20 protein-coding genes are annotated in these 25,513 nt (G+C 63.0%); 11 read left to right on the forward strand and 9 right to left on the reverse strand.

Annotation, left to right across the window (positions count from 1 at the left end):
* Positions 1-272 precede the first annotated feature (272 nt).
* From BMY84_RS23940 to BMY84_RS23955, 3 genes are all read left to right on the forward strand, one after another.
* On the forward strand, positions 273-1,493 hold the full coding sequence (locus BMY84_RS23940; RefSeq protein WP_093087185.1) for an ATP-binding protein: 1,221 nt from the start codon (positions 273-275) through the stop codon (positions 1,491-1,493).
* A 1,040-nt stretch (positions 1,494-2,533) separates the two neighbouring features.
* Complete coding sequence (locus tag BMY84_RS23950; RefSeq protein ID WP_218147017.1) at positions 2,534-2,947, forward strand: helix-turn-helix domain-containing protein; 414 nt, start codon at positions 2,534-2,536, stop codon at positions 2,945-2,947.
* Positions 2,919-4,223: a type II toxin-antitoxin system HipA family toxin gene (locus BMY84_RS23955; RefSeq protein ID WP_256215408.1), complete on the forward strand. Its 1,305-nt coding sequence runs from the start codon at positions 2,919-2,921 to the stop codon at positions 4,221-4,223. Before BMY84_RS23950 ends, BMY84_RS23955 begins: the two co-directional genes overlap by 29 nt.
* 212 nt (positions 4,224-4,435) lie before the next feature.
* Here BMY84_RS23955 and BMY84_RS30885 read toward each other — a convergent pair whose 3' ends face one another.
* Positions 4,436-4,810, reverse strand: coding sequence for a 3D domain-containing protein (locus tag BMY84_RS30885; RefSeq protein WP_093087187.1), 375 nt, complete (start codon positions 4,808-4,810; stop codon positions 4,436-4,438).
* A gap of 554 nt (positions 4,811-5,364) precedes the next feature.
* On the opposite strand from BMY84_RS30885, the gene BMY84_RS23970 reads away from it, so the two are divergent.
* From BMY84_RS23970 to BMY84_RS23985, 4 genes are all read left to right on the forward strand, one after another.
* Entirely contained in the window at positions 5,365-6,498 is a 1,134-nt protein-coding gene (locus BMY84_RS23970) for a class I SAM-dependent methyltransferase (protein ID WP_177204166.1), read from the forward strand.
* The gene (locus BMY84_RS23975; protein WP_143075144.1) at positions 6,495-6,818 is read left to right on the forward strand and encodes a hypothetical protein; all 324 of its coding nucleotides are present in this window, start codon (positions 6,495-6,497) and stop codon (positions 6,816-6,818) included. The genes BMY84_RS23970 and BMY84_RS23975 overlap by 4 nt, the downstream gene beginning before the upstream one ends.
* Positions 6,819-7,023: 205 nt before the next feature.
* Complete coding sequence (locus tag BMY84_RS23980) at positions 7,024-7,737, forward strand: hypothetical protein (RefSeq protein WP_093087195.1); 714 nt, start codon at positions 7,024-7,026, stop codon at positions 7,735-7,737.
* Positions 7,734-8,978: an MFS transporter gene (locus BMY84_RS23985; protein ID WP_093087196.1), complete on the forward strand. Its 1,245-nt coding sequence runs from the start codon at positions 7,734-7,736 to the stop codon at positions 8,976-8,978. The genes BMY84_RS23980 and BMY84_RS23985 overlap by 4 nt, the downstream gene beginning before the upstream one ends.
* A gap of 61 nt (positions 8,979-9,039) precedes the next feature.
* Here the strand turns inward: BMY84_RS23985 and BMY84_RS23990 are convergent, their stop codons facing one another.
* Genes BMY84_RS23990 through BMY84_RS24005 form a run of 4 tightly spaced genes read right to left on the reverse strand, consistent with a single transcriptional unit; the run spans position 9,040 to position 14,838 of the window.
* Positions 9,040-10,905 (reverse strand): hydantoinase B/oxoprolinase family protein, encoded by a 1,866-nt coding sequence (locus BMY84_RS23990; protein WP_093087198.1) that lies wholly within the window; start codon positions 10,903-10,905, stop codon positions 9,040-9,042.
* 19 nt (positions 10,906-10,924) lie between these two features.
* Positions 10,925-12,967 carry a hydantoinase/oxoprolinase family protein gene (locus tag BMY84_RS23995; protein ID WP_093087200.1) on the reverse strand — a complete coding sequence of 681 codons (2,043 nt, stop codon included), beginning with the start codon at positions 12,965-12,967 and terminating at the stop codon, positions 10,925-10,927.
* Between the two features lie 31 nt (positions 12,968-12,998).
* A complete protein-coding gene (locus BMY84_RS24000) occupies positions 12,999-13,628 on the reverse strand; it encodes an isochorismatase family protein (RefSeq protein WP_093087202.1) in 630 nt (209 codons plus the stop codon).
* A 16-nt stretch (positions 13,629-13,644) separates the two neighbouring features.
* Complete coding sequence (locus BMY84_RS24005; protein WP_256215409.1) at positions 13,645-14,838, reverse strand: FAD-dependent oxidoreductase; 1,194 nt, start codon at positions 14,836-14,838, stop codon at positions 13,645-13,647.
* A 190-nt stretch (positions 14,839-15,028) separates the two neighbouring features.
* Between BMY84_RS24005 and BMY84_RS24010 the strand changes: the two genes are divergently transcribed.
* Positions 15,029-15,811, forward strand: a complete 783-nt coding sequence (locus BMY84_RS24010; protein ID WP_143075145.1) for an IclR family transcriptional regulator domain-containing protein — start codon at positions 15,029-15,031, stop codon at positions 15,809-15,811.
* Between the two features lie 23 nt (positions 15,812-15,834).
* Here the strand turns inward: BMY84_RS24010 and BMY84_RS24015 are convergent, their stop codons facing one another.
* Positions 15,835-16,956 (reverse strand): alcohol dehydrogenase catalytic domain-containing protein, encoded by a 1,122-nt coding sequence (locus BMY84_RS24015; protein ID WP_093087205.1) that lies wholly within the window; start codon positions 16,954-16,956, stop codon positions 15,835-15,837.
* 175 nt (positions 16,957-17,131) lie between these two features.
* Between BMY84_RS24015 and BMY84_RS24020 the strand changes: the two genes are divergently transcribed.
* Genes BMY84_RS24020 through BMY84_RS24030 form a run of 3 tightly spaced genes read left to right on the forward strand, consistent with a single transcriptional unit; the run spans position 17,132 to position 21,473 of the window.
* Positions 17,132-18,529, forward strand: a complete 1,398-nt coding sequence (locus BMY84_RS24020; protein WP_093087207.1) for an FAD-dependent oxidoreductase — start codon at positions 17,132-17,134, stop codon at positions 18,527-18,529.
* The gene (locus BMY84_RS24025; RefSeq protein WP_143075146.1) at positions 18,526-19,344 is read left to right on the forward strand and encodes an alpha/beta fold hydrolase; all 819 of its coding nucleotides are present in this window, start codon (positions 18,526-18,528) and stop codon (positions 19,342-19,344) included. Before BMY84_RS24020 ends, BMY84_RS24025 begins: the two co-directional genes overlap by 4 nt.
* Positions 19,344-21,473, forward strand: a complete 2,130-nt coding sequence (locus tag BMY84_RS24030; protein ID WP_093087211.1) for a xanthine dehydrogenase family protein molybdopterin-binding subunit — start codon at positions 19,344-19,346, stop codon at positions 21,471-21,473. The genes BMY84_RS24025 and BMY84_RS24030 overlap by 1 nt, the downstream gene beginning before the upstream one ends.
* Positions 21,474-21,567: 94 nt before the next feature.
* On the opposite strand, the gene BMY84_RS24035 is transcribed toward BMY84_RS24030, so the two are convergent.
* The 3 genes from BMY84_RS24035 to BMY84_RS24045 form a co-directional block, all read right to left on the reverse strand.
* Positions 21,568-23,919, reverse strand: coding sequence for a TonB-dependent receptor (locus tag BMY84_RS24035; protein WP_177204167.1), 2,352 nt, complete (start codon positions 23,917-23,919; stop codon positions 21,568-21,570).
* Positions 23,920-24,370: 451 nt separating this feature from the next.
* Positions 24,371-24,967 carry an Isoquinoline 1-oxidoreductase subunit gene (locus tag BMY84_RS24040; RefSeq protein WP_093087214.1) on the reverse strand — a complete coding sequence of 199 codons (597 nt, stop codon included), beginning with the start codon at positions 24,965-24,967 and terminating at the stop codon, positions 24,371-24,373.
* Positions 24,964-25,437: a (2Fe-2S)-binding protein gene (locus BMY84_RS24045; protein ID WP_093087216.1), complete on the reverse strand. Its 474-nt coding sequence runs from the start codon at positions 25,435-25,437 to the stop codon at positions 24,964-24,966. The genes BMY84_RS24040 and BMY84_RS24045 overlap by 4 nt, the downstream gene beginning before the upstream one ends.
* Between the last annotated feature and the right edge of the window lie 76 nt (positions 25,438-25,513).

Below are 25,513 nucleotides of genomic sequence, written 5' to 3' on the forward strand. Positions count from 1 at the left end.
CAGCCCAGGCACTTGCGGGGTCTGCTGTTGAGGCGATCGGCAACGGCCTAGATCTCCTTGTCCGACAGCAGAGCAAGGTCGGTGTTGGAGGGGAGGAAGCGCTTGGGCTCGAGGGCGAAGTTTGCCTTCGTACACGCGACGATCGTCGTCGACCGTGCTGCTCGGTTCATACTGGAAGCTCAAGATTGCACGTCTGGCGCTTCCAATTAGCGAATTATTGACTTCCAATCAGCGGATCTGCATAGGCCAATCAGCCGGAGAATGAAGCACCTATGTTTGAGCGACTTGTAGAGGCACGGGCGAGGGAAGCGCTCGCAGATACGCCCGTGGTTCTGATCGTGGGACCACGCCGGGCAGGCAAGACAACGCTCGTCCGTAAAATGGGCGATGACGGCCGGTACTACGTCACACTCGACGACCAGACTGCGCTTGAAGCAGCTCGTTCGGATCCAGTCGGTTTCATTCGAGGGCTGGACCGGGCGATCATCGATGAAATCCAGCGCGCTCCCGATTTGCTGCTGGCGATCAAGAAGTCGGTCGATGAAGACTACAGGCCCGGACGGTTCCTGCTGACCGGATCGGCAAACGTGCTGACGTTGCCGCGGGTCGCCGACAGTCTGGCGGGGCGGATGGAAACGATCGCGATGCTCCCCCTGGCGCGCGCCGAGATCGCGGAGCAACCGTCTCATTTCCTGGAAATGATGTTCGAAGGAAAGCTGGTGAAACCGGCCGATGCTGTTCTGGGGGACGACCTGGTGCAGTTAGTCCTGCTTGGCGGCTTCCCCGAGGCGATCAGCCGGATAAGCGAGCGTCGGCGACAGGATTGGTTACGATCGTATCTAACGTCGATCCTCACGCGCGACCTGCGGGATATCGCCGATATCGAGAAGCTGACGGAACTGCCGAAATTTGTGCGATTGCTGGCCGAGCATTCAGGCCAGCTCGTCAATTACTCGCAGCTCGGCAGCGGGATAAACGTGAGTCACAAGACCGGCCAGCGCTATGTTGGCCTGCTTGAGCAGGTGTTTCTCATCTCGATGGTGCAACCGTGGTTCACCAACGCGCTCAAGCGTATGGTGAAGACGCCCAAGATTCATTTTCTTGATTCCGGTCTGCTAGCGACAACCCGCGGGCTGACTTTTGATCGGGTGAAGGCCGATCGTACGACATTCGGCCCATTGCTGGAAAGCTTCGTCTTCTCGGAAATCCTGAAACTCATGACCGCAACCGACCTGCGTCTATCGCCCTATCATTTCCGGCATCGTGACGGGCGCGAAGTGGATCTGATTCTGGAGCGCGACGACGGGATGATCGTCGGCATCGAGGTAAAGGCAAGTGCGACGGTCAAGCCCAGCGACTTTGGCGGGCTGCGAGCGCTGGCCGAGGCCTGCGGCGACCGCTTCGCCTGCGGCGTCGTTCTCTATGACAGCACGGATGTGGTGTCCTTTGGCGAAAAGCTGGTTGCAGCGCCGCTATCGAGCCTGTGGGGCTGACACACCGAGCCGCACGGGGGGGCACAGCTTCTGGTTACGTCCATCGGGTCCGTAGACCTCTTGATAGAGGGTCTCGTGGCACACCGCCTCGTTGAAACCCTGATGGCGGCGAAGGTAGTCCGCAATCTGCTCTGGCGATCAGGCTGCCGACAAACGGTTGGCGATGTAAGCGGCGAGCTCCGGACTACGAGCGATCTTGCCGCTGCGGACACGACGGCCGTTGACCATGATCTAAGTTGATAACTATCCCGGGGGTCGTCGAAACCCAGATGTTGATAGGCGTTCATATCGTGCCTTCCTGGAAAGGGGATCAAACCCCTATAAATCCTAGGATTTCGCACTTCGATCTAGAATCCACCCTTACATGGACAAAAGTGTGATAATATTAATTATGTTAAATTAATAAGATCCCCAGGAGCCGGCTTTGTGGAATTAATAACATATTGGGATAATTCTTTCAGGATCCCCAAGCGTGACACGGCGTGTGTTACCGCAATGGCGGTACTGAACGATCGAGCGCCTGCGCCCCGACGGATAGGCCCGTAAACCAACGCCGGGTAGCTCATGATCCCAGTAGAAGCCCGGCGTCAGGGCCGTCCTGCGTGCCAAATTCCCATCTGGAAGCAAATAGTCGTTTTGAGTGCTGATTCGCTGCGGCGAAGCGCATGAAATGACACTATTTTCTGTAAGCAAATGGCCATCGGACAGAGGTAAACTCCTCCCCGATTTTGCCGGTCGAATTGTTACTATATCATTGTTTTTATTATCTTTTATTTCTTCGAATTGCACATTCGTGCATACGTTGAGGCACCCGACCCGGACTTCATCTTGAGGCCATGACCTCGAAAGGACCGTGACCCCGGTACGGACCGCAAGCCAGGCTTGACGGAAACCCGCAATTAAGGGGCGATTGACACAATGCGTAATGGCTGCACGCCCTAATGATTGGTTGGAGCGACCGGATAAGGCTAAATCACAAAATGGCCTACGCATAGACCACATTAGTTTTATATGGATCATGGAAGGATCAAACAGCATATATGGCTATTGCGGTGTCAGCCTATCTGCTTTATGGAATGACCATATCGTCCCTATATGGCCTGCGGAGCGACCATATGCCTGCCACCACCAAGCGAATTTACGGCCGCTACACCCGCGAGGCCATAACCCTGCTGGGACGCCTGGTTCTCCTCGGGCGTCGGCAGAAGCGCATGACGGCGGAATTGCTTGCCGAACGGATCGGCGTTTCTCGGGGCACCTTGCGGCGCCTTGAAAATGGCGATCCCAAAGTCGAGATCGGCGTGTATTTCGAAGCCGCCGCCATTGTAGGGATCGAGCTTTTCGAAAGCGACCTCAAGGGCGTTACTGCGATGACCGAGCGCACCCGTGACCGGCTTGCGGTCCTTCCGAAATATGTCCGCGAAAATGATCGAGAGGTCGATGATGACTTCTAAGATCCCGCACCCGGACAGTGGCTTTGTCTGGACATGGCTGGCTGGCGAGACAAGGCCGGTGATTGCCGGGCGTCTCGACCGACGGCCAGAAGGTATCCGCTTCGCTTATGGCCGGAGCTATCTGGAAAGAAAAGACGCAGTCCCGCTCTACGAACCCGAATTGCCGCTGCGGTCCGGTCTATTGCCACTGCCCACCGGACTTTCCATGCCAAGTGCAATCCGGGACGCGGCGCCTGACGCGTGGGGGCGTCGAGTCATCCTGAACAGGAATTTCGGCGTGAAGGGCGATGACCTGGATGACCTGCAGCTGGATGAACTGACATTCCTCCTTCAGTCCGGGTCCGACCGGATCGGCGCGCTCGATTTCCAGACATCGGCGACCGACTATGCCGCGCGCGCATCCCAGGCCACCCTGAGCGAGTTGGTCGCCTCAGCGCAGAAGGTCGAGGACAATCTGCCGCTTTCGCCCGATCTCGATCAAGCTTTGCATCATGGCAGCTCGATTGGCGGCGCACGGCCCAAGGCCCTGATCACAGACGGCGATCGCAAACTGATCGCAAAATTCTCGTCGACCAGCGACGTTTACAGCGTGGTCAAGGTCGAGTTCGTCGCAATGCGTCTCGCGAGGCGCGCTGGTCTTCATGCCGCCCAAGTGCAACTCGTAAAAGCCTCCGGGCGCGATGTGCTGCTTGTGGAGCGCTTCGATCGTGTTCGGTGCGATGAGAGCTGGGTGAGACGGGCCATGGTGTCCGCCCTCACGCTTGTCGGCCTGGACGAAATGATGGCGCGTTATGCGAGCTATGAGGATCTGGCAGAGATTATCCGGCATCGCTTCACTGATCCCACGCGCACGCTCCATGAACTTTTCAGGCGCATCATGTTCAATATTCTGATTGGAAACACTGACGATCATGCGCGCAACCATGCTGCTTTCTGGGACGGAAGCGCACTGACGCTCACGCCCGCATATGACATCTGCCCGCAGGGACGAGCCGGACAAGAGGCAAGTCAGGCGATGTTGATCGTGGGGCAGGATCGCTCGAGCCGGATCGAGACAGCATTGGTGTCCGCACCCCATTTCCATCTCAGTGAAGCGCAAGCCATCGCCATCGCCGATGCGCAAATCCGCACGATCTGCGACCACTGGCGCGAAGAATGCAATGCCGCTGATCTGGGTGAAGTTGATCGCAATCTTCTATGGCGCAGGCAGTTTCTCAACCCTTACGCCTTTGTCGGCCTGCGAGAGAGCGCTGCCCTGCTCGCAAGGCTCGTCTAGAACAGCAGTCCAAGGCTGCGCCTTGCTGGCTGAACCGCATGGCTCGCCTACCCGAGTCCCGGCTGCACTTCCCATCAGTTACCCGGCCCATCGCGCAGGGCACCTTGCATACCGGAACGCAGTGGCGGAACTAGCACCGATCACGATCGTCCCGGATGAGCATTCATGCTGTCCATGCCGATAATGCCATCTACTACCTCGCAATGCGCAAGCTATCCTCCGGGCCGCTCACACCCTGATACCTTCACCACTATACGCGCCTTCAAGGTCCGAAGATGGCCGATCCCGAACTGGCGTGGAATATCCATGATAGCCTTGCCGGCACCCAGAAATAGGTCGATCCGATCCGTCATGATAGCAGAGCCTGTATCCATAGCGTACCAGCCTCCATCATGCATTGCGCCGCTGGGAAGAGGCATGCCGACGGTTTCGGGTATGAACAATCTGGTTCGCAGCGGGATCTTCGTGCGGTCCACAGCTGCGCTGCGGAACGGCACCAAAAGGCACCATACCGCGTCGAGCCGAAAATCGTTGGCGACAACGCGCCAGCGTGTCGCGCCTCCGACTACCCCATCAACATTGAGCATGCGGCCATCGGAGAGCTTGACTGCCCCTCGATCCTGGCCTTGGACAGGAACTGTTCTGATCCACGCGCGATGACGGCGCCCTCACGGGAGCGGAACATGCGGTCTGGTTGCCGATCGCGCAGCGCGCTTGATCGCTAATGGTCTGATCGATCTTGCAGAATTTGGTCCGCCTTTTATCTCGAACCTCGATCTGGCAGCGCGCCTGCGCAATGGCAGCCCACCCAGAAAAACTGCGTCAGCATTGCCATCATATAGGGGCGTATCGATTCCATCACTCCAACGCCAGCACCCGATTGCAATCAAAAGGTTGGCGGCAAAGGACCGAGCGGAACGGCAGTCGCGGCGGGCGTCGGTTCTCGCCGCAATCATTGGCGCTAATCACGACAATGGCCAGCATTATGACGATTATCCCTCCGACGCCGCATATGAGCGAGGCTTTCACGACGGCCGACAGGCATAGTATTCTGGTCGACTATCCCTCCAATGACTGTTCGCGCTGCGGAAACATAAGCAAAAATCATTGTCATCTCGGCGACTCTGGTGATGCTGCCGCTATGACCGAATGCCGCCCCGCTCAACCCTTCGACTTCACGCCCGTCCATGATGAAATGGCGCGGCTTAATTTCGTCGGCGCGCTCAAGAAATATGTCAATTTCACCGTCGAGGCCGCCTTTCAGGATCGGTTCGACAAGGAAATTGCACCGGCCCATGCCCGCGCGCATGGCCAGCCGCCAGCGAACCGGAAGGAAGCTGGTGCGGCGAGCGCGGCCGATCCCCTGTTCCAGCTCTGGGCGTCGCTGACCTGGCACAGCCAAAATATGATGTGGGACACCGTCCAGCAGACGACGGACCGCATCATCGACGATCGCGTCGCCACCTTCCGCACGATCCGCGATCAGCCCGCCAGCGGCGGCAGTCTGCACCTGAACGATCAACTGGTGGTCAAGGCGCCGGTCAAGACCACGGAAATCCATCGCCAGCCGGGGGGCTACTGGCGTGAACGGCGACCCGACGATATCGAGGCGGGGCTGGTCTATACCGGCACGGTCGAAATGTATCGCGCGGCCAAGGGCATGTCGGCTGGCAAGTCGGCGACCAAGGATACGCTGGGGCAGTTCGTGGCGCAGGTCGCGGCCCGGCGCGCGCCTGACCTTGTCCCCACTGCCGTCCTCGACATGGGCTGCGGCACGGCGGAACAAACGCACGCCTATAAACGGCTCTGGCCCGATGCCGATGTCCACGGGCTGGACTGCGCCCGCCCCTTCGTCCGCTACGCCCATGGCGCGGCGGAAAGCGCGGGCCTCGCCATTCATTTCCATGAACTGGATGCCGCCGAAACCGGCTTTCCCGGCGCAAGTTTCGACTTCATCACGTCGATCATCATGTTCCACGAAACGTCCGCCGCGCAGGTGCCCCGCATCCTCAAGGAATGCTGGCGGCTGCTGAAACCGGGCGGTCTGGTGCTGCACCTCGACGTGCCCTATCACGCCCACCGCATCCCGCTGGCCAAGCAGGTCACGAACGACTGGCAGGTGCGGCATAATGGCGAACCCTTCTGGACCGGCTTTGTCGATCTCGACATGAAGGCCGAACTGGAAAAGGCCGGTTTCGATCCGCAGACCGCCTTTGCCGATTATGAAGCAGTCGGGCCGGCCGCCTATTTCTTCTTCGGAGGGCGCAAGCCGTGATGACGACGCAAGACCCGCAAGCCGCCACCGACCTGCCGGCAGGCCCGGCGGCGGCCGATCGCCATGTCACCTTCCTGCCCGACCCGGTGGTCGACAACCTGCTGCGTGCCGTCGTCACGCTGACGATGGAATTGTCCGTCACCCGCGAGCGGCTGAAATCGCTGGAGCAGGTGCTGGACAATCAGGGGCTGAATGTGTCGTCCGGCATAGAGATGCTGGCGCCGGACGCCGAAGACGACAGCGCCCGCCGCGTGGAGCGGGAAAGGCTGATTCAGTCCATCCTCGCACCGATCGTCGGGGGGCTGACCGGCAAGGCGTGACGTCCGTTCTGCACTGAGATCAGGACCGGGGCCGGTGCGCGAGCACTGGCCCCTTTTGCCATGTGCGCCGCCGGCACTATCCGCCACACGAACATTCATCACCCGATATTTGCCACCCCCTGTCGCTTCGCGGAGCCATGGCTGACGAACTGAACGGCCCGCCGTCCAGCCTCTCGATCAACGCCAGCCAGGGATATTCCTCTTCATGCCCCTCACCCGCACTATCGGTTCCTATGTCACCTATCCTCTGGGCCATCCCGACCAGGCGATCGACTGGGAGGATTTTATCGTCACCCGCAACCCGGACGGATCGCGCACTGCGATGAGCCTGTCGCGCTTTCCCGGCTGCGCGATCGTGCGGCATGTGACCCAGACGGCGGACCGGGATTTCACGCCCCGCGACGGCTTCGTCCGCCTGTTTTCCGACAATGTCTATCTGGGCGCGCTGGTGCGGCATGTCAGCGGCGACACCGTCACGTCGATCGTCCTGCCGCCAGATGGCGGCCCTGTGGATCAATCCAGCTTCCCGATCGACCGGGCGCAGGAAGTGCTGGGCTATCATCCCACCACGGCCGAAGGGTGGAAGCTGATGAAGCTCGACCGCAGCGTCAGCGGCGTGCAGACTATCCGGCTGCTCACCACATCACTCACTTGGAATGGCGGCACTATCAGCCATGGCCGCAAGGTCGAGATGCCAGTCGAATATCTGGGAATGGAAGACATCAGCGTTGCCGGCAAGATCATGAATTGCCATCATTACATGTGGCGCACCGGGGATATTGACGGCGACCTAGAAATCTGGACGACTGGCGAGGATGAGATTGTCGCGCGCATGAATGGCTATCGCAAGGGCCACGCCTATGAACTGTCGCGCTATGACGTGACCGACTTTTCCGACGAACGCGAGTTCGGCTATTGACCGCCGCCATCGCCGCGCCGGCATCCGCCATGGCGGAGATGCGGCGCGGCTGGCGGCCGCTGGTCGCCAGCTGCGTTGGCCTGGCACTGGGTCTGTCGCCCCATAGCGGCTATACCATCGGCCTGATCGCCGGCCCGGTGGGGCAGGATCTGGGCTGGAGCCGCGCCAGCGTGCTGGGCGCGACCATTGCCGCGACGATCGCGGTGATCCTGCTGGGCGCGACGATGGGCCGTCTGGTCGATCGGCTGGGCGCGCGGCGGATCGCGCTCTGGTCGACGGTCGGGGTTGCCATCGGCCTGCTGCTGCTGTCCACCACGCCGCGCGGCAATGTCACCCTCTTCTACGGCTTGTGGGGCCTGCTGACCGTCCTGGGACTTGGCACGCTGCCCATGACCTATGCCAAGATCGTGACCCGCTGGTTCAATCGCGGGCGCGGGCTGGCGCTGGGGCTGATGCTGGCCAGCACCGGAATCGCCGGCGCCATCTATCCCTTCTATATCGATCGCTGGATCGATGCCGCCGGATGGCGCGGCGCCTTCATCGGGCTGGCACTGCTGCCGTTGCTGCTATCTCTGCCCCTGCAATATCGCTGGCTGACTGAAAGCGCGCCGAACGAGGAACAGGCAAGGGGCGGCGACGCGATTGGCTTCACCCTGAAACAAGCCGTCAGCCATTACCGCTTCTGGGCAGCGGCGCTGGGGGCGATGCTGCTCAATGCGGCCAGCGGCGGCCTGCTCACCAATTTCCTGCCGCTGCTGACCGAAGCGGGCCTGGCCCATGAACAGGCGTTGCAAGCGCTGTCGGTGCTGGCGCTCAGCATTACCGGCGGACGATTGCTGTGCGGTCTGCTGCTGGACCGGCTCTGGGCGCCGGTCGCCGCGCTGGCGCTGATCCTGCCAGCCATGGCGGGCGCGCTGCTGCTCACCACCGATGCGATCCATCCGGCCATGGCGATCGGCTGCGTCATCCTGGTAGGCCTGATCACCGGCGCGGAGTTCGACCTGATGGCCTTCATCACCGGCCGCTATTTTGGCCGTCGCCACTATAGCGAGATTTTCGGGCTACAATTCGCGATCTTCGCGATCGGTTCAGGTGTCGCGCCGATCCTGTTCGGCTATCTGCGCGCCCAGACCGGCAGCTATGATCTGCTGCTCTTCCTGTCGGCGGCGATGCTCGCCGGGGCGGCGATGCTGTTCTTCACGCTGGGGCGCTACCCCACCGAATTTACGCAGGACAAGTAACGAAAAAGCCTCCTCCCTCGATCAGAGGGAGGAGGCTTTTCGAAACCGGCCTGTCGCCTAATCAGGCGATCGCGCGAACCCATTGCGGCGCCTTTGGCGCGGGCAGGCCGGTTTCCTCCAGACAGTTGGCCCGCAACGTCTCCAGATCCGGGCCGAAATCGAACACCGACACATCGCCGCGCGCGCTGCGCATCTCGGCCCGCAACGCTTTGGTCGCGGCCTCGTCCACCACACCGTCGACCAGCACCACGCCATAGCGGCGCGCGCCCTGTGCGCTCACCAGCCCCTGCGTCAGTTCCTTGGCCAGCAGGGCCGGATCGCGGTCCAGCGGGTCGCCCCAGCCACCCCCGCCCCAGGTGATGAAGTGCAGCCTGTCGCCCGCCTCCACCGGATAATCCTCCAGCTTGTTGCCGACGACGATTTCCGTCCCGTCCGCCTTTACCAGCAGTTTGCGGGCGCGGGCGCCGGGCAGGCCGCCATTCACGCCCCAGGGCGGCACGAACCAGCGATCGTCATGAATGGCGATCACGCCCGGCTCCAGGAAGCGATAGACCATGTCGATGCCATTGCCACCGCGATGCAGACCCGGCCCGCCACTGTCGGCCACCGTCGCATAGCTTTCGATGATCAGCGGGAAATAGCGTTCCAGAAACTCGTTGGGGACGTTGGTGAAGCCGGGGAAGAGCGAATGGCCGTCCGGCCCGTCACCCAGCGGCCGGCCCGGAATGCCGCCAAAGCCGATCTGGAACAGCTGGAACCATTTCCCGTTCCGGTCGGTCCCGGCATAGAAAAGATGCGGCGAGGAAGAGAAGCCGGCGGCATTCAGGAATTGGGGCGTCTTCTGCCCCAGCAGCCCGCCAAGAATGTCGAACAGCCGGCCCAGAACATGGGTACGGCCCGACAGGGCGGCGGGGAATTTGGGCTTGAGCAGCGACCCTTCGGGAATGCGCACGTCGATCAGCGGATAATAGCCGTCGTTGAACAGGATCTGCGGATCGAACACCATGATCATGTAGATGCCGAAGAACATCCGCATCATGTTCTCGTTGAGGAACATGTTGATCGATGCTTTGGACTGCGGATCGGTGCCGTCGAAATCGAGCACCACCCGGCCATTTTCCCGCCACATGGTGCATTTGATCCGATAGGGGCCAAAGCCCATGCCATCGTCGCAAATATAATCCTCGAAGCTGACCTTCTCTTCGCCGATCGAGGTTTCGATCAGATGCTGCATCGCCCGGTAATTGCGATCGAGCAGCAATTCGGTGGCGGACACGAACACATCGTCGCCGAACCGCTGCGCCATCTCCACCACGCGATGGGCGGCGACGCGGCAGGAGGCGATCAGCGCGTTAAGGTCCGCCTTGCACCAGTCGGGCGTGCGTGACTGGTGCATGACCAGCCGGACCAGATCTTCATTATAGTCGCCCTTCTTCCAGATCTTGACCGGCGGAATCCGCACGCCTTCCTGAAAGATTTCGGTCGCGTGGATCGGCATCGATCCGGGCACCATGCCGCCAATGTCGGACTGATGCCCGAACATCGACGTATAAGCGATCAGGCGGCCATCCTTGAACACCGGCAGCAGCACCAGCCAGTCGTTGCAATGGCTGATCGCGCCGCCGACCGAATAGGGATCGGACAGGAAGATGAGGTCGCCATCCTCCACCGTGCCATCATAACCGTCGAGGAACGGGCCGATATAGCTGCCGAACTGACCCACGATCATGCGACCCTGATGGTCGGCGATCAGCGGGAAGGCATCGCCCTGTTCGCGGATGCCCGGCGACATGGCGGTGCGCACCAATGTCGCGTCCATTTCGATGCGGGCGTTGCGCAGGGCATTTTCGATGACTTCCAGCGTCACCGGATCGATGTCCCCGCTCTGGAAGGGGGTCTGGTTCGCCTGGATGATCTGTGCCGGCATGGGTCTTGCTCCTTCGCGCTCAGGCCAGGTTGATGAGGATGTTGCCGAATGCGTCCACCGTGCCGACGCAATCCGCTTCGATCAGGGTGGTCGAATCCATCTCGGTCACGATGGCCGGGCCGGGGATCACATCGCCCGCCCGCAATCTGGCCCGATCATAGATGACCGCGGGCGCCATGGCTCCATCGGCCCACAGTTGATGATCGCGCAACTTGGCGGCAATCGGATCGCCATTGCCCTGCGGCAGACGCTGCGCCTCCAGTTCCAGCACCGGCCCCAGCGCCACGGCGCGCAGGTTCACCAGTTCATGCGCGCTGTCCATGTTGAAGGTGAAGAGCCGTTTATGCTCCGTATCGAAGCGCGCGGCGACCCCGGTCAGGCCATCGCTGGCCAGCATGGCCGGATCAATCGCCAGCGGCACTTCGAACGCCTGCCCTTCATAGCGGACGTCCAGTTCGAACTGGACCGTGATGTCGGCGGGGGCGATGCCTTCCCCGGTCAGTTCGGCCGTGACCTGCGTCGCCATCTCGGCCAGCAGGGCCGTCACCTGCCCCTCGTCGGTTTCGTCGAACCGGCGGGAGAAGCTGCGTGCGGTTTCCGTCCGCATCCGCGTGGTCGCATCGCCCAGCGCACAGAGCACGCCGGGGCTGACCGGCGACACGGCGGGCCAGGCGCCCATCAGTTTCGAGATCGCATTGACATGCAGCGGCCCCGCGCCACCAAAGCCCATCACCGCAAAATGGCGCGGGTCATAGCCCTGCTGCACCGAAATCATCCGCAGCGCACCGAACATATTTTCGTTGACGATGTCGATGATGCCGCGCGCCGCCTCCATCAGGCCGATGCCCAGCCGGTCGGCGATGGTCTGGACCGCGCGGGTCGCCCCTTCTCGGTCCAGCTTGAAGGCGCCGCCCAGCAGATTTTCGGGTAGATAGCCCAGCACGACATTGGCGTCGGTCACGGTCGGCAACTGCCCGCCCTTGCCATAGGCAACCGGCCCCGGCACCGCGCCCGCCGATTGCGGGCCGACCCGAAGGGCGCCGGTCAGTTCGGGCACATAGGCGATGGAGCCGCCGCCCGCGCCGACCGTCTTGACGTCCAGTGCGGAGGCGCGCACCGCCAGATGCCCGACCTCGGTGGTGCGCACCCGGCGCGCCTCCAGATTTTCGATCAGCGCGACGTCGGTGGACGTGCCACCCACGTCCAGCGTCAATATGTTGCGGATGCCGGCATTCTTGCCCACCCACAGCGCGCCGGTGACACCGCCCGCCGGGCCGGACATCAGCAGCGCGACGGGATGCTCCTCCGACTTTTCCGACGACATGAGGCCGCCGTCGGAGCGTAATAGCGAAAGCGATCCCGCCATCCCGCCATCCCGCAGGCTGGCCCGCAGGTTGCGGACATATTTGCCGACGACCGGCCGCACGGCGGCATTGGCCACCGTCGTCAGCGTCCGCTCATATTCCTGCATTTCGGGCAGGACTTCATGGCTGAGCGACACCGGCACGCCGGGCAGCATTTCCGCGGCAATCTCGCCCACCCGCTTTTCATGCGCGCCGTTGAGGTAGCTGTTCATCAGGCTGACGGTCAGTGCCTCGAACCCAGTAAAACGGCTAAGCGCCGCGCGAATGCCATCCTCATCGATCGGGCGCAGTTCATTGCCCTGCGCGTCCATGCGCCCGGCAATCTCCACCGTATCTTCCAGCGCGGCGAGCGGTTCGGGCTTGGGCCATACGATCCAGCCGGCCAGACCGCCGGGGACGAAGGACCTGGCGATCTGCATCACCTGCCCATAGCCTTCCGACACGATCAGGCCGACGCGCGATCCCTTGCCTTCCAATATGGCGTTGGTCGCGACGGTGGTGCCATGCAGGAAATAGTCGATGGCGGCCGGCGTGATCCCTGCCTTCTCGCAGATCGCGGTCAGGCCGTTCAATATGCCTTGCGAGCTATCATGCGGGGTGGAAGGGGTCTTGTGCCGCCAGAAGGCGCCGGACACTTGGTTGAAAAGCAGCAGGTCGGTGAATGTGCCGCCGACATCGACGCCGAGACGATAGGTCATGGTCAGAACCCTCTTTCGATGGAGGATGGGATCAGGCGCGGAGCGCGGCCAGATAGGCGATCGTGTCGGCTTCGCTGACGACGTCGGCATATTTGGCGTTCATGTCGAACAGGTTGGCCCGGTGCGGATCGGGATGGCGGTCGCCACAGGCTTCCTCCACCACCAGCGTCCGAAAGCCATGCTGCATCGCATCGACACAGGTCGCCCGCACGCATCCGCTGGTGGTCAGGCCCGTCAGCAGCACGCTGTCCACACCCAGTGAGGTCAGCGTCGCGGCCAGCGACGTGCCGAAGAAGGCGCTGGCATATTGTTTCGACACGATCAGTTCGTCGTCGTCCGGCACCAGTCCCTTAGCCCAGTCGCCCATCGGATTGCCCCGGATGAAATAGCGCATGGGCTTGGACTTTTCGAAGAAGCGCCCGCCATCCATGCAATTGGGGTGCAGCACCACATTGGTCAGGATCACTGGAACGCCCGCCGCCTTTGCCGCTTCCCGCACCCGCAGCGCCGACGCCAGCGCATCGTCCACGCCCGCATAAAGATCGCAGGCCGGATCGAAATAGCCTTGCGCAAAATCGATGAGGATCAGTGCGGGCCGCTGGCCGAACCCCACGGAACGGCCATAGGCGCGCTGGTAATTGTCGTTCAGGTCGTCGCTCATATGCGGTCCTTCCGGGTCATGCGATCTTGTCCGCGTCGGCCAGGCTCTGGATCATCGCCTGCTTCAGCAGATAGTGGCGGCGTAGTGCCGGATCGGCGGCGATCGCCTCCATCTTATCCATGCGGCCCTGATGGCTTTCGCCCGCACCATGCTCCATGAACGCCTTGTTCTCGATCGACTGGGCCTGGATGAAGGCGGTGGTGATGCCGCGTCGCTGCCGGTCGAACCGCTCCAGCAACGCCGCGTCGCCATCCTTGCGCAAAATGCTCCACAGCTTGTCGGCCAGGTTCCACACATCATGGATGCCGCTGTTCATGCCGAACCCGCCCAGCGGATTGTTGAGATGGGCGGCATCGCCCACCAGCATCATCCGCCCCTTGTGGAAGGATCGCGCCACGCGCTGATGCACGCGATAGATTTTGCGGAATACCGTCTCGATGGGCACGCCCGGCACGATCCGGTCGAATATGGCAGCAACGCTTTCGTCGGACAGCAGGGCGTCATTGTCCGCATCGACGGCGGCAGGCACCAGAATGCGCCACAATTCGGGCACACGCAGCAGTACCAGCCATTCGTCCGGGTCGGCGATATAGTTCACATATTCGATGTCGGTCAGCGTCTGTTCGATCGGATGCGCGGTCGAAATGCTGACGAACTTTTCTTCATAGGTGAAACCGTCGAACGGCACGTCCATGATTGACCGCACCGTCGACCGCGCGCCATCCGCCCCGATCAGGAATTTGGTGCGTATCTCTTCCTCGCGCCCGTCGCGCATGACCGTGGCGACCACGCCCTCGCCATCCTCCCGCGCCGCGACCAGCGTCGTGCCGAAACGCATGTCGGCATTGGCCAGCGTAGGCAAATGATCGGTCAGCATCGCCGCCATATGATGCTGCGGGCATTGCAGGCGGAACGGGAAGCGGGTCGCGTCGGCAATCTCAGCCATGTCGAAATTGCGGAACTGGCCGCTGCGCCGGTCGCGCCATTGATAGACCGGCGCCTTCAGCCCGCGTTCGATCAACGGCGCCGCCGCGCCGACCTGATCCAGCATCTCGACCGTCACCGGATGAAAGGTGGATGCGCGCAGGTCGCTGGCGAAACTGTCGGTCTTTTCGCAGCAGATGACGTCCACGCCCATCGACGCCAGCCGCACCGCGCCGATCGCGCCGACCGGGCCAGCGCCCGCAATAAGAACTTCGGTCTGAAGCACTTGGCCCCCTTGTGGAAAGGCGACGCCCCTGTGCGTCGACAGGGCAAGGCTTGCGGAACGTGCGAACGCGAAACCAGCGCCGTCCCCGTCGATGTTCGTCTGATGAACAAATGTCTTTGCGCGGTGAAGGAAGTCAGGCTCTACTGGCACAGAGAAACGTGCCGCAGGCGGAAGAAAGACAGGGTCCGACTTGACCGAAGACGCATCAATCCGGGTGATCGGGCGCGCGCTCGACATATTGCGCGTGATCAACCTTCAGGGCGCACCCAGCATGACGCAGATCGCGCAGGCGGTTGACCTGCCCTATCCCACGGCGCTGCGCATCGTGCGCGCGCTGATCGAGGAAGGGGTGATCGAGCGGGAACCGAACCGCAAACGCTATCGCGCGACCGCGCTGGTGCAGGCGCTGGCCTATGGCTTCCAGAGCCATGACGCGCTCGTTACCCAGGCGCGTCCGCATATCGAAGCGCTGACCAAATCGGTGCACTGGCCGATCAGCGTGGTGACGCGCGTCGGCAATTTCATGGTGGTGCGCGATTCGACCAGCACCCAGACGCCGATGACCTTCAACCATTATTATCCCGGCTGGCAGGTGCCGTTGATCCAGTCCGCGTCCGGCCGCGCCTTTCTGGCCCATACCAGCAAGGAAATTCGCGACACGCTGATCGCGCATATCGAAGATTCGGGGACCGAGCATGAAATCCGCATGCTGCGCGCCTTTGAATCGAGCGGTGAGGCGGACAAGATCCGGCGCCAGGGCTATGCTGCGGTCGCCCGCACCGCCTATTCCGCCAATCCGGGGCGCACATCCTCCTTCGCGGTGCCGATCTTCTGCGAGGAAGAGGTGCTGGGCACGCTGACGCTGGTCTTCTTTGCAGCGGCGATGACGCTGGACGACGCCGTCACCCGCTACCTGCCGCATTTGCGGGCGACCGCCCGCAGCATCGGCACCGACATGATCGGGCGCGCCTGAACTCTATCAGGGCCTGAACCCTATCAGGGTTTGACGATCTGCCGGATCGCCCTGCCTGCCTGCATTTCATCGAGCAGATGGTTGATCGTGTCGAGCGGCCCGACCGACGTCAGCAGCCGTTCCACCGGCAACCGCCCAGCCTTCCACAGGGCGATGAAGCGGGGAATGTCGCGCGCGGGCACGCAGGAGCCCAGATAGCTGCCGATCAGCGTCTTGGCCTCCGCCACCAATGTCAGCGCGGGCAGGTCGATCATCTGGTCGGGATGAGGCAGGCCTACGGTCACGATCCGGCTGCCCCGGCGGCCCGATGCGATGGCGGCGCGCAGCACGGCGGCATGGCCAACCGTCTCGATCACCAGGTCCGCCCCGCCCTCCGCGAACAGCGAATTGGACAGGTGCGCAGCCTCCTCTGGCGCGCAGGCATGGGCGCCCAGTTCCTGCGCGATGGCGCGCTTCTCGGCCGACGGGTCGATCGCCAGGATCGTCGCCGCGCCGGCCGCCCTCGCCCCCAGCAACGCGGACAGGCCAACCCCGCCCAGACCATGGATGACGACGTTTTCGCCCGGACGCAGCACCCCAGCATTGACCACCGCCCCCACGCCGGTCAGCACCGCGCAACCGAACAAAGCGGCGATTTCAGCCGGAATGTCGCTGTCCACCTTCACCGCCGACCGGGCGTCGACCACGGCATGGCTGGCAAAGGCGGAAATGCCCAGATGATGATGGACCGGACCATGATCGTCATGCAGCCGGCACGCGCCCGATAGCAATGTGCCTCGCCCGTTGGCCGCCGTGCCGGGGCCGCACAACCACATTTCCCCGGCCAGACAGCGGGGGCAATGGCCGCAAGCGGGCAGAAAGGCCAGCACCACCCGGTCCCCCACCGTCAGCCCGTCGCACCCCTCGTCCAGCGATTCGACAATGCCGGTCGCCTCATGACCGATCACCATCGGCATCGGGCGCGGTCGATCGCCATTGATGACCGACAGGTCGGAATGGCACAGCCCCGCCGCATCGATGCGCACCAACAGTTCGCCCGGCCCCGGCGGATCTAGCGTCAGGTGCGGCAGAGTCAGCGGTTGCGATTGTTCATAGGGCAGCATGTGCCCCCCGCTTTGCGTCAGCATCGCCGCTCTGATCTTCATGGTCGCTCTCCCGCTCTGGCGCATCGTCTCAGCCGCTCTCGCATGAACGCGCCGCCATGGGGCTCGCTCCGCGCCATCTTGTTCGCGTGACGAACATTGATGTCTGTCCACTCGCGGGGATAGGCTGTCCTCGACAAGATGACGTCCTGTCCCGATCAGCCAAGCGGAGTAGCGAGTGAGCCAGACTTTCGATGTCATTGTGGTGGGTGCGGGAACCGCCGGGGTTCCGGCTGCGGTCGCTGCGGCCGAGCGCGGTCTGCGCGTCGCACTGGTGGAGGCGGCGCAGGATATTGGCGGTACGCTGGTCCTGTCGGGGGGGTCGATCAGCGCGGCGGGCACGCCGATGCAGCAGGCGGCCGGGGTGGAGGATAGCACCGACGCCCATTTCGCCGACGCGCTGCGGATCAACCATGGCACCGGCGACCATGTGCTGCTACGCGCCTGGATCGACCGCGCGGCCGACACCATCGACTGGCTGCTGGACAAGGGCTGGACCTGCACCCCGTTCGAGCCGGTCTTCGCCCCGGAACATGATCTCTACACCACGCCGCGCACCTATCGCAGCACGCAGCAGGGTTTCTCGCTGATCCACGCCTATCGCAACGCTCTGGCGCAACTGGCGGATACGGGCAATCTCACGCTGTTCCTGGGTACGCGGGTACGGGAGGTAATCGTGAACGACGGCGTCGCCAGCGGCGTGATCGCGACACGCGGCGAGGACGAAATACGCCTTGATGCGCGCGCCGTGATCCTGACCACCGGCGGCTTCAGCGGCAGCGCAGACCATTGGCAGAAAATCCATGGCATCACCCCGCTGCGCTATCATATCGACACGGTGGTCGGCGACGGCATCGATCTGGCGACAGCGGCGGGCGGCGACATCTGGTATCGCGACACGTTGCTCCCCTCCTTCGGCGGCACGCGCAATCTGGGCGCGCCGGCATCGGCATGGATGAACACCGTCATCAACCCGATCCTGCGCCCGCCGTGGGAAATCTACGTCAACGCCGATGGCGAACGCTTCATGCCGGAGGATGAAGAGATCATCGACGCGCGAGAACGGGCCATCATGCGACAGCCCGGCTGGACCTTCTGGGTCATCTATGACGAAAAGGCGCGGCGGGAATCGCCGCAGCTCTTCAAATTCGAGCCGGAGCAGCTTGCGCAATTGTTCGACGGCCCGGACGAGGATTATGTCCGCGCCGACAGCATTGCAGCACTGGCCGAAGGATGCGGCCTGCCCGCAGACAGGCTGACGGCGACGGTTGATCTCTACAATCGCGGACAGGCGGTGGGCAGCGACATGTTGCGGCGCCATCATATGCCGGCGCCGATCGCGGAAGGGCCGTTCTATGCCGTGCGCCATTATGGCTTTTCCATCTGCTGCTATCCCGGCATCCGCGTCGACCATGATCTGCGCGTGGTCGATCCGCAGGGCAAGCCGATCGCTGGCCTGTTCGCCGCCGGCGAAGCCATCGGCATCGGGTTCCTGGGCCATGGTTTCCTGAGCGGGGGCATCGTCTCTTCCGCCGTGACCTTCGGCCTGCGTCTGGGACGGGAGGTGCTGGCTTGACCGCCACCCCTGCCCTGCCAGCGACACCGCGCCGCGCCTATGTCGACGGGCCATGGGGCCAGATTCACTATCGCCGCATGGGCAGCGGCCGCCCGGTCCTGCTGCTGCATCAGGCGGGGATGGATGGACGACAGTTCGACGCCGTCCATCCGCTGCTGGCGGCCCGTGGTTATGATGTCGTCGCCATCGACATGCCGGGCTTTGGCGGGTCCGATTGCCCGCCCTTCCCGCCCAGCGTGGAGGATCTGGCGACCGGCGTCCTTGCTGCGCTGGACGCACTGAGGCTGAACAGCGTCAGCATCATCGGCCATCATACCGGGTCGATGGTCGGCACGGAAGTCGCCCTGTCCGGCGCCGTCACCGTCGACCGACTGATACTGAACGGCCCCATGCCGCTGACCGATGCGGAACGCGACGCCTTCTTCACCGAAAAGCTGCCGCGCGAAAAGCAATGGCTGCCCCAGCCGGGCGCGGGCCATTTCGTCGCTTTTGCGCAAGTGCGCGAACGGCTTGTCGCCGGTACCCTGCCGATCGAGCGGATCAACAGCTTCCTCATACAGGCGCTGGGCGCACAGGCCCCCTTCTGGTATGGCCATAATGCCGGCTTTGGCTATCGCCATGAAGACAGCCTGCCGCGTCTTGAGTGCCCGACCTTGATCCTGACCAACACCGGCGACCAGATTTACGACCATGCCCGCCGCGCCCATGCGCTGCGCCCGGACATGGCCTTCGTCGCACTGGAGGGCGGCGGCGTCGACATTGTCGACCAGCAGCCCGAAGCCTGGGTCGCGGCGGTCGCCGCCTTTCTCGCCTGATGCCGCGCGGCGGCGGCATTCCTTCCGATATCGACCGCCGCAGCTTCGTGGCCCTGTCGGCCGGCGGGCTGATGCTGGGCCTTGCGCCCGCAAAAGCTGACACCTCCGCCGTCGGCCTCGTCCGCCCCTTCCTGTCAATCGACGGCGACGGCATCGTCACCGTCTATGCCAAGCATCTGGACATGGGGCAGGGCATATGGAGCGGCCTTGCCTCCATCGTCGCGGAGGAACTGGATGCCGATTGGGACAAGGTGCGGGTGGAGGGCGCGCCGGCGCGCATGCCCGATTATGCCCACACCATGTTCGGCGCGCAGACGACCGGCGGCTCCACCTCCATCGCCAATAGCTGGGACCAGTTGCGCGAAGCTGGCGCTGTCGCCCGGCGGATGCTGGTGCAGGCCGCCGCAAGCGCATGGGCCGTGCCGGTCGACAGCATCGCGATAGACAAGGGCCTGCTCTCGTCAGGCGACCGGCAGGGGAGCTTTGGCGTCTTCGCCGCAGCCGCCGGCCGCCTGCCCGCACCCAAGGCCACACCCAAGCCGCGCAGCGCCTATCGCCTGCTCGGCAAACAGGCGCTGCGCCAGCTGGACGCCGCCGCCAAATCCACCGGCGCGCAGCGCTATGCGATCGATGGCGGCTGGCCCGACCTCAAGGTCGCACTGGTCGCCCGCGCTCCCCGCGTCGGCGCACGGCTGCAAAGTTTCGACGGGACGGCGGCCAGCGCCCTACCCGGCGTCCGCGCCGTCGTCGCCATCCCGACCGGCGTGGCGGTGGTGGCCGACACCACATGGCAGGCAATGAAGGCGCGCAAGGCACTGCACATCGTCTGGGACGAAAGCGCCGCCAGCATCACCGGGTCGGACCCGTTCATGCAGGGTCTGGCAGCCATGATGGCAGAGCGCGCGCCCGATCACCGCCAGCAGCGCGGCGACCCCGATCAGGCCTTCGCCAACGCCGCGCAGAGCGTGGAGGCCAGCTTCGAATTTCCCTATCTCGCCCATGCGCCGATGGAGCCGCTCTGCGTGATGGGGCGGATGGAGGGCGCGCGCTGCCTGTTGCGCGGCGGCTTCCAGTCGCAAACCGCCAATCAGGCGGCCGTCGCCAAGATACTCGATCTGCCCATCGAATCCGTCGCGCTGGACAGTATCGCGGCGGGCGGCAGCTTCGGTCGGCGCGCGGCGTCCGATTCCGACTGGGTGGTGGAAATCGCCCATCTGCTGCGCGCCACCGGCGGGCGCTGGGCGATCAAGCTGATGCGCACGCGCGAGGATGACATGGCCGGGCTGCGCTATCGCCCGCAGGTGCGCCATCATCTGCGCGGCGCGCTGGATGCGCAGGGGCGGCCGACCGCCATCGCTCATCATGCGGCGGGCGAAGGCGTGTTCGCCCATCTGATCGACGTCCTGCCCGATCTTCATAGGTCCAGCGTACTGCTGGGCAATGCCTTCGACCTGTATGGCTTTGCCGCCGGGGAACTGGCCTGGTGGCGGCCCAAGCTCGACATTCCGGTCGAAACCTTCCGCGGCATCAGCAACAATCATATGTGCGTGGCGAAGGAGATTTTCGTCGATCGCCTGGCCCGCGCCGCCGGGGCCGATCCGGTCGCCTTTCGCCTCGCCCTGTTGCAGGGCGACCCCCGGCAGGCGGCAGTGCTGGCGCGTGCAGCAGAGATGATCGGCTGGAACACACCGCCTGCCGACGGCCGGATGCGCGGTGTCGCCGTGCACAAAGCGGACGAAAGCTATGTCGCGCAGATTGTGGAAGTTTCCGGCTCGCCCGCCGATTTCCGGGTGGAGCGGGTAGCCTGCGCCGTCGATGTCGGCTTTGCCGTCAATCCCGACATCATCCGCTCGCAGGTCGAAGGCGGCATCGGCTTTGCCCTGTCCAACAGCTTTCACAGCGCGCTGACGATCGACAAGGGCGCGGTGGTCGAACGCAATTTCGACCGCTATCCGGTGCTGCGCATGGATGCCATGCCACGTCGGATCGATATCGCCATCCTCGACAGCGCGGCCGCCCCGACCGGCATCGGCGAACCCGGATCGGTGCTGGCCGGCGCGGCGGTCATCAACGCGCTGGAGCGCATGGGCGCCCCCCCGGCCGTCCGCTTCCCCTACCACCCTGTATAAACGCAAAAATGGCCGCGCAGGTCTTCACCCGCGCGGCCAGAATGCGACATATCCGGTCCGGGCGCCTTTGCAGCGACCGGACCGGTGCTCCCCGTCAGAAGTTGTAACCGACCCGCAGGCCCCAGGTGCGCAGCTGCGGCAGGCCCACATACATGGTCTTGTGCGCGCCAAAATCCTCCACCGGGTTGCTGATGTCCCAGTTGGGCTGAACGCTGGTATAGGTCTTGTTGTTGAAGGCATTGGTCACGAAACCTTCGACATTGATCGTCTTCGACCGCACGCCCAGCCGGAAGTTGACGTTGGTCGCCGCCTTCGTCTTGGCGTAGTTGCCTTCGCTTTCATACACGCCCGACTTCCAGGTGAATTCCGACCGGACATAGCCCTTGAACCCGTCCAGCGCGGCGATGTCGTGCGAATATTCGCCGCTTGCATCGACCGAATATTTGGACGTGAAGGGCAGGCGGTTGCCCCGGACATCGCTGTTGCCTGACAAGGTGGAGCAGGTCGAACAGACGCCGCTCTTGATTTCGCTGTCATTGATCGCGCCAGCGAGTGTCAGCGTCAGATCGTCCACCGGCCGCGCGGTCATGTCGAGTTCAAAGCCCTTGAGCGCGACCTTGCCCAGATTGGTAAAGACGGACACGAACAGTGGCGTGTCATTTTCACGTTGCAGCAGCAGCGTCTGCTCGACGATCTTGTCCTTCCAGATATCATAATAGATATCGGCCGAAATCGTCAGGCGATTGTCGAACAGGCTACCCTTCACGCCCGCCTCGAAATTGTCGAGAATTTCAGGCTTCACGCCATGGGTTACGCCCTGGGCTTCCAATGCGGACTGATATTCCGTCGGGACCGAAAGCAGCGGATCGATGCCAAGCCCCGGATTCACGCCACGCGAATAGGTGGCATAGAACATCATGTCGCGGTTGGGCTTATATTGCGCCGTGATGCGGGGCATAAAATCCTTGTAGGTCTTCTGATAGCCGACATCGCCAGCGGCCGTGTAGCTGATGATCTTGTCCGACTGGTAGCGACCGTCGAAGTTGATCGTGAACTGGTCCGACAGGTCGTAGGACAGGCCCACAAAGCCGCCCCATGTCTTATTCTCGTTGATCGAGGAGAAGGCGGAGGAAAGGCCGCTGAAGAAATAGAGCTGGGCATAGCTTTCATAGCCCTTGGCCCACAGATAGCTGCCGCCGAACATCCAGCGGAACGGCCCGTCCTGCGGTGAGGAGACGCGGAATTCCTGACTGAAATCCTTCTGCTCATGCTGGATCATCAAGGGCCAGTCGGTATATTCCAGCGCTTCCGGCCCGGTCGTATAGGTGTTGAGATAGGGCGACGCGCGGCCGTTGAGGTTGTAGAGCACGGTCCAGCTGGTGCGGTTGACGCCGGTCAGGCTGGAGAGAGTGACGCCGCCGTCGGTTTCATAGTCGACCGTGGCGCTGAAATGGTTGCTGTCGCGCTTCATGCCGAAATGATCGATATTCTCGTCCTTCGAGAATAGCGGCGAATATTCGTCGAACATTGCGGCAACGCCCGGTGTCACTTCCGTCCGCGCGCTGGGCTGGCCGGCAGCCAGGGCGGGCAACGTGCCGCAGAAATAGGGATTGCCGTTGATGACGCAGTTGGATTGCGACGGCAGGATCACGCCGGTCGCGCCCGCGCCGTCATCGTCGTTGGCAACCATGCCCAGCAGCTTGACGGTCAGATTGTCGGTCGGCGTGAATTTGAGTGCCAGCGTGCCGCTGCGCGTCGACTGGTCGCCCAGCGTGTTGCCTGGCTCGGCTGCGTTCTTCCACGATCCGTCGCGGCTGAAATAGCGGCCGGACGCGCGGAAGGACAGGATGCCCGGAATGATCGGGCCACCCACGGCGCCGCGCAGGTCGACATAGCTGCGCGATCCGCCCAGCGCGCTGAACGAGCCCTGCCATTCATCGGTGGGTTCGGCCGTCACGAAATTGATCGCACCGGCAAAGGTCTGGCGACCGAAATAGGCGCTCTGCGGACCTTTGAGGATTTCGGCGCTGGCAATGTCGAAAATGCCGGTGACGGTGCCGTCGGACACCGCGACGCCGTTGATGAAGGTAGAGCTGGTGCGGTTGCCGCGACTGGGCGCCATGCCGCGAATGATCAGCGCCGTCTGGCTGCGGTCCGACCGGGCGGAGCCGGTGATCGAATTGTTGAGGTTCATGCCCGGCGTGATCGCGGTCAGTTCCTCGACTGTCTGGACGTTGCGGGCGGTCAGCGTCTCGGCGGAATAGGCGTTGAGCGCGACCGGCACATCCAGCGCACTTTCCTTGCGCTTGCGCGCCGTCACCAGGATTTCGCCAACGGCGCCCTCCGTGCCGCTGGTCGCGCTCCCGGCCTGATCGGCCGCGGCGGGTGCACCCGCATCGGCGGCATGGGCCGTGGCGGGCATCATCGAAAGGATCGGCAACATCATTGCCGACCCCATGAATAGTGATTTACGCTGCCTGATAATCATCGCTTACCCCCAAATGAAATGAACTATATAATCCATTTCATGTCTCATAATTTCGATCCTGCCTGCGTCACTTCATTCTATTTTATTTTATAATATGATGATTTATTATCGACATGACGGTTTTTAATGCCCTTCATTCATGCCGTTATGCAATCGCACGACTTTCGCCGAACCGGTGCGATCGCAGGCTGCTGACAAAGCAGGCCATGGTCGATCCGATAGGTCGAAAATGTTCGCGCCACGAATTTTATCCTCCGGCTCATTGGTCAGCCCAGCGCTGTGAAGCGAAGGAAATGCACGGATTTCGCCGCTTTTCCTGTCCAGTCCGGGAAACTACGCAGCATTGGCGATGATCGGAAGAATCGGCATCGGCGCCGACTCGTGCAGCCTTGCCGGAACAATGGATGGATCAGGCCATCGGGCAGGCGGCCCCGCTGGCAACCCATGCCGCAATCAGACGACCAAAGCCTGCCTGTGTCCCCGGCGCGGGACTGCGCCCCGCCCCCGGACGCCATGCCCAGCCGACCAGATGATCGGTCGCCATGTGATCGACAATCTGCGCCAGCGATCGGCCGCCATTGCGCGCCGGATCGCGAATCTGGCGACAAATGGCACCCAGCGACTTCCCCTGCCAGCCCATCTCGACTGGCGCCAGATGCCAAGCCGGATCGCCCGGCACGCGCGAGGCCGCGAAATTCCCGCCCCGATGGCAGTTGGTGCAGCGCATCGCCACCGCCCCCATGCCGTCCGGCCCACGCGTCACGGCGGGCATGTGCGGGATCATCGCGTCGGTCTGGGTCGGGCGATCGCCGACCGGATGGCAATTGAGGCAACGCGGACTGCGGATCACCTTGCCCGCTTCCGCAAACAAGGCGAGCGAGCGCGCCTGCCGATCGCGGATGCCGGCAAAGTCTTCGGCCGTGCGCAGTCCATCCTGTTCGCGCGACTGGCCGCCGCCCGCCATGGCCAGTGCCAGACAGGCGGCGGCGGCGCCCAGCCACTTCATCGCACCTGTTCCGTGGGCAAGCCCTCCGCTGCGGCATGGATGGCGCCGCGAATGCGATAGTAGGTGGCACAGCGGCAGATATTGCCCGCCATCGCCGCATCGATCGCTGCGTCATCCGGGTGCGGCGTTTCGCGCAACAGGGCGACCGCCGTCATCACCTGTCCCGACTGGCAATAGCCGCATTGCGGGACATTATGCGCGATCCATGCGTCGCGCACCGCCTGCGCCTCGGCCCCGGCCACATGCTCGATCGTCACGATTTCCGCATCGCCCACATCCCCGGCCGCAATGGAGCAGGACCGCACGGGCTGGCCGTCCAGATGCACGGTGCAGGCCCCACACTGGGCGATGCCGCACCCATATTTGGTGCCCGTCAGCCCCAGATCGTCGCGCAGCACCCACAGCAACGGGCAATCCGCATCGGCATCGACCTGCCGGACCGCGCTATTGATATGCAGCGAAATGGACATGGTGACTCATTTTGTCAGCGGCTCCCTACCGATCCTAGAGACTTGACCGACGCTGCAAGAATGCCGGCTTCTTTCT

The sequence above is a fragment of the Sphingobium sp. AP50 genome (assembly GCF_900109095.1).
Taxonomy (GTDB): domain Bacteria; phylum Pseudomonadota; class Alphaproteobacteria; order Sphingomonadales; family Sphingomonadaceae; genus Sphingobium.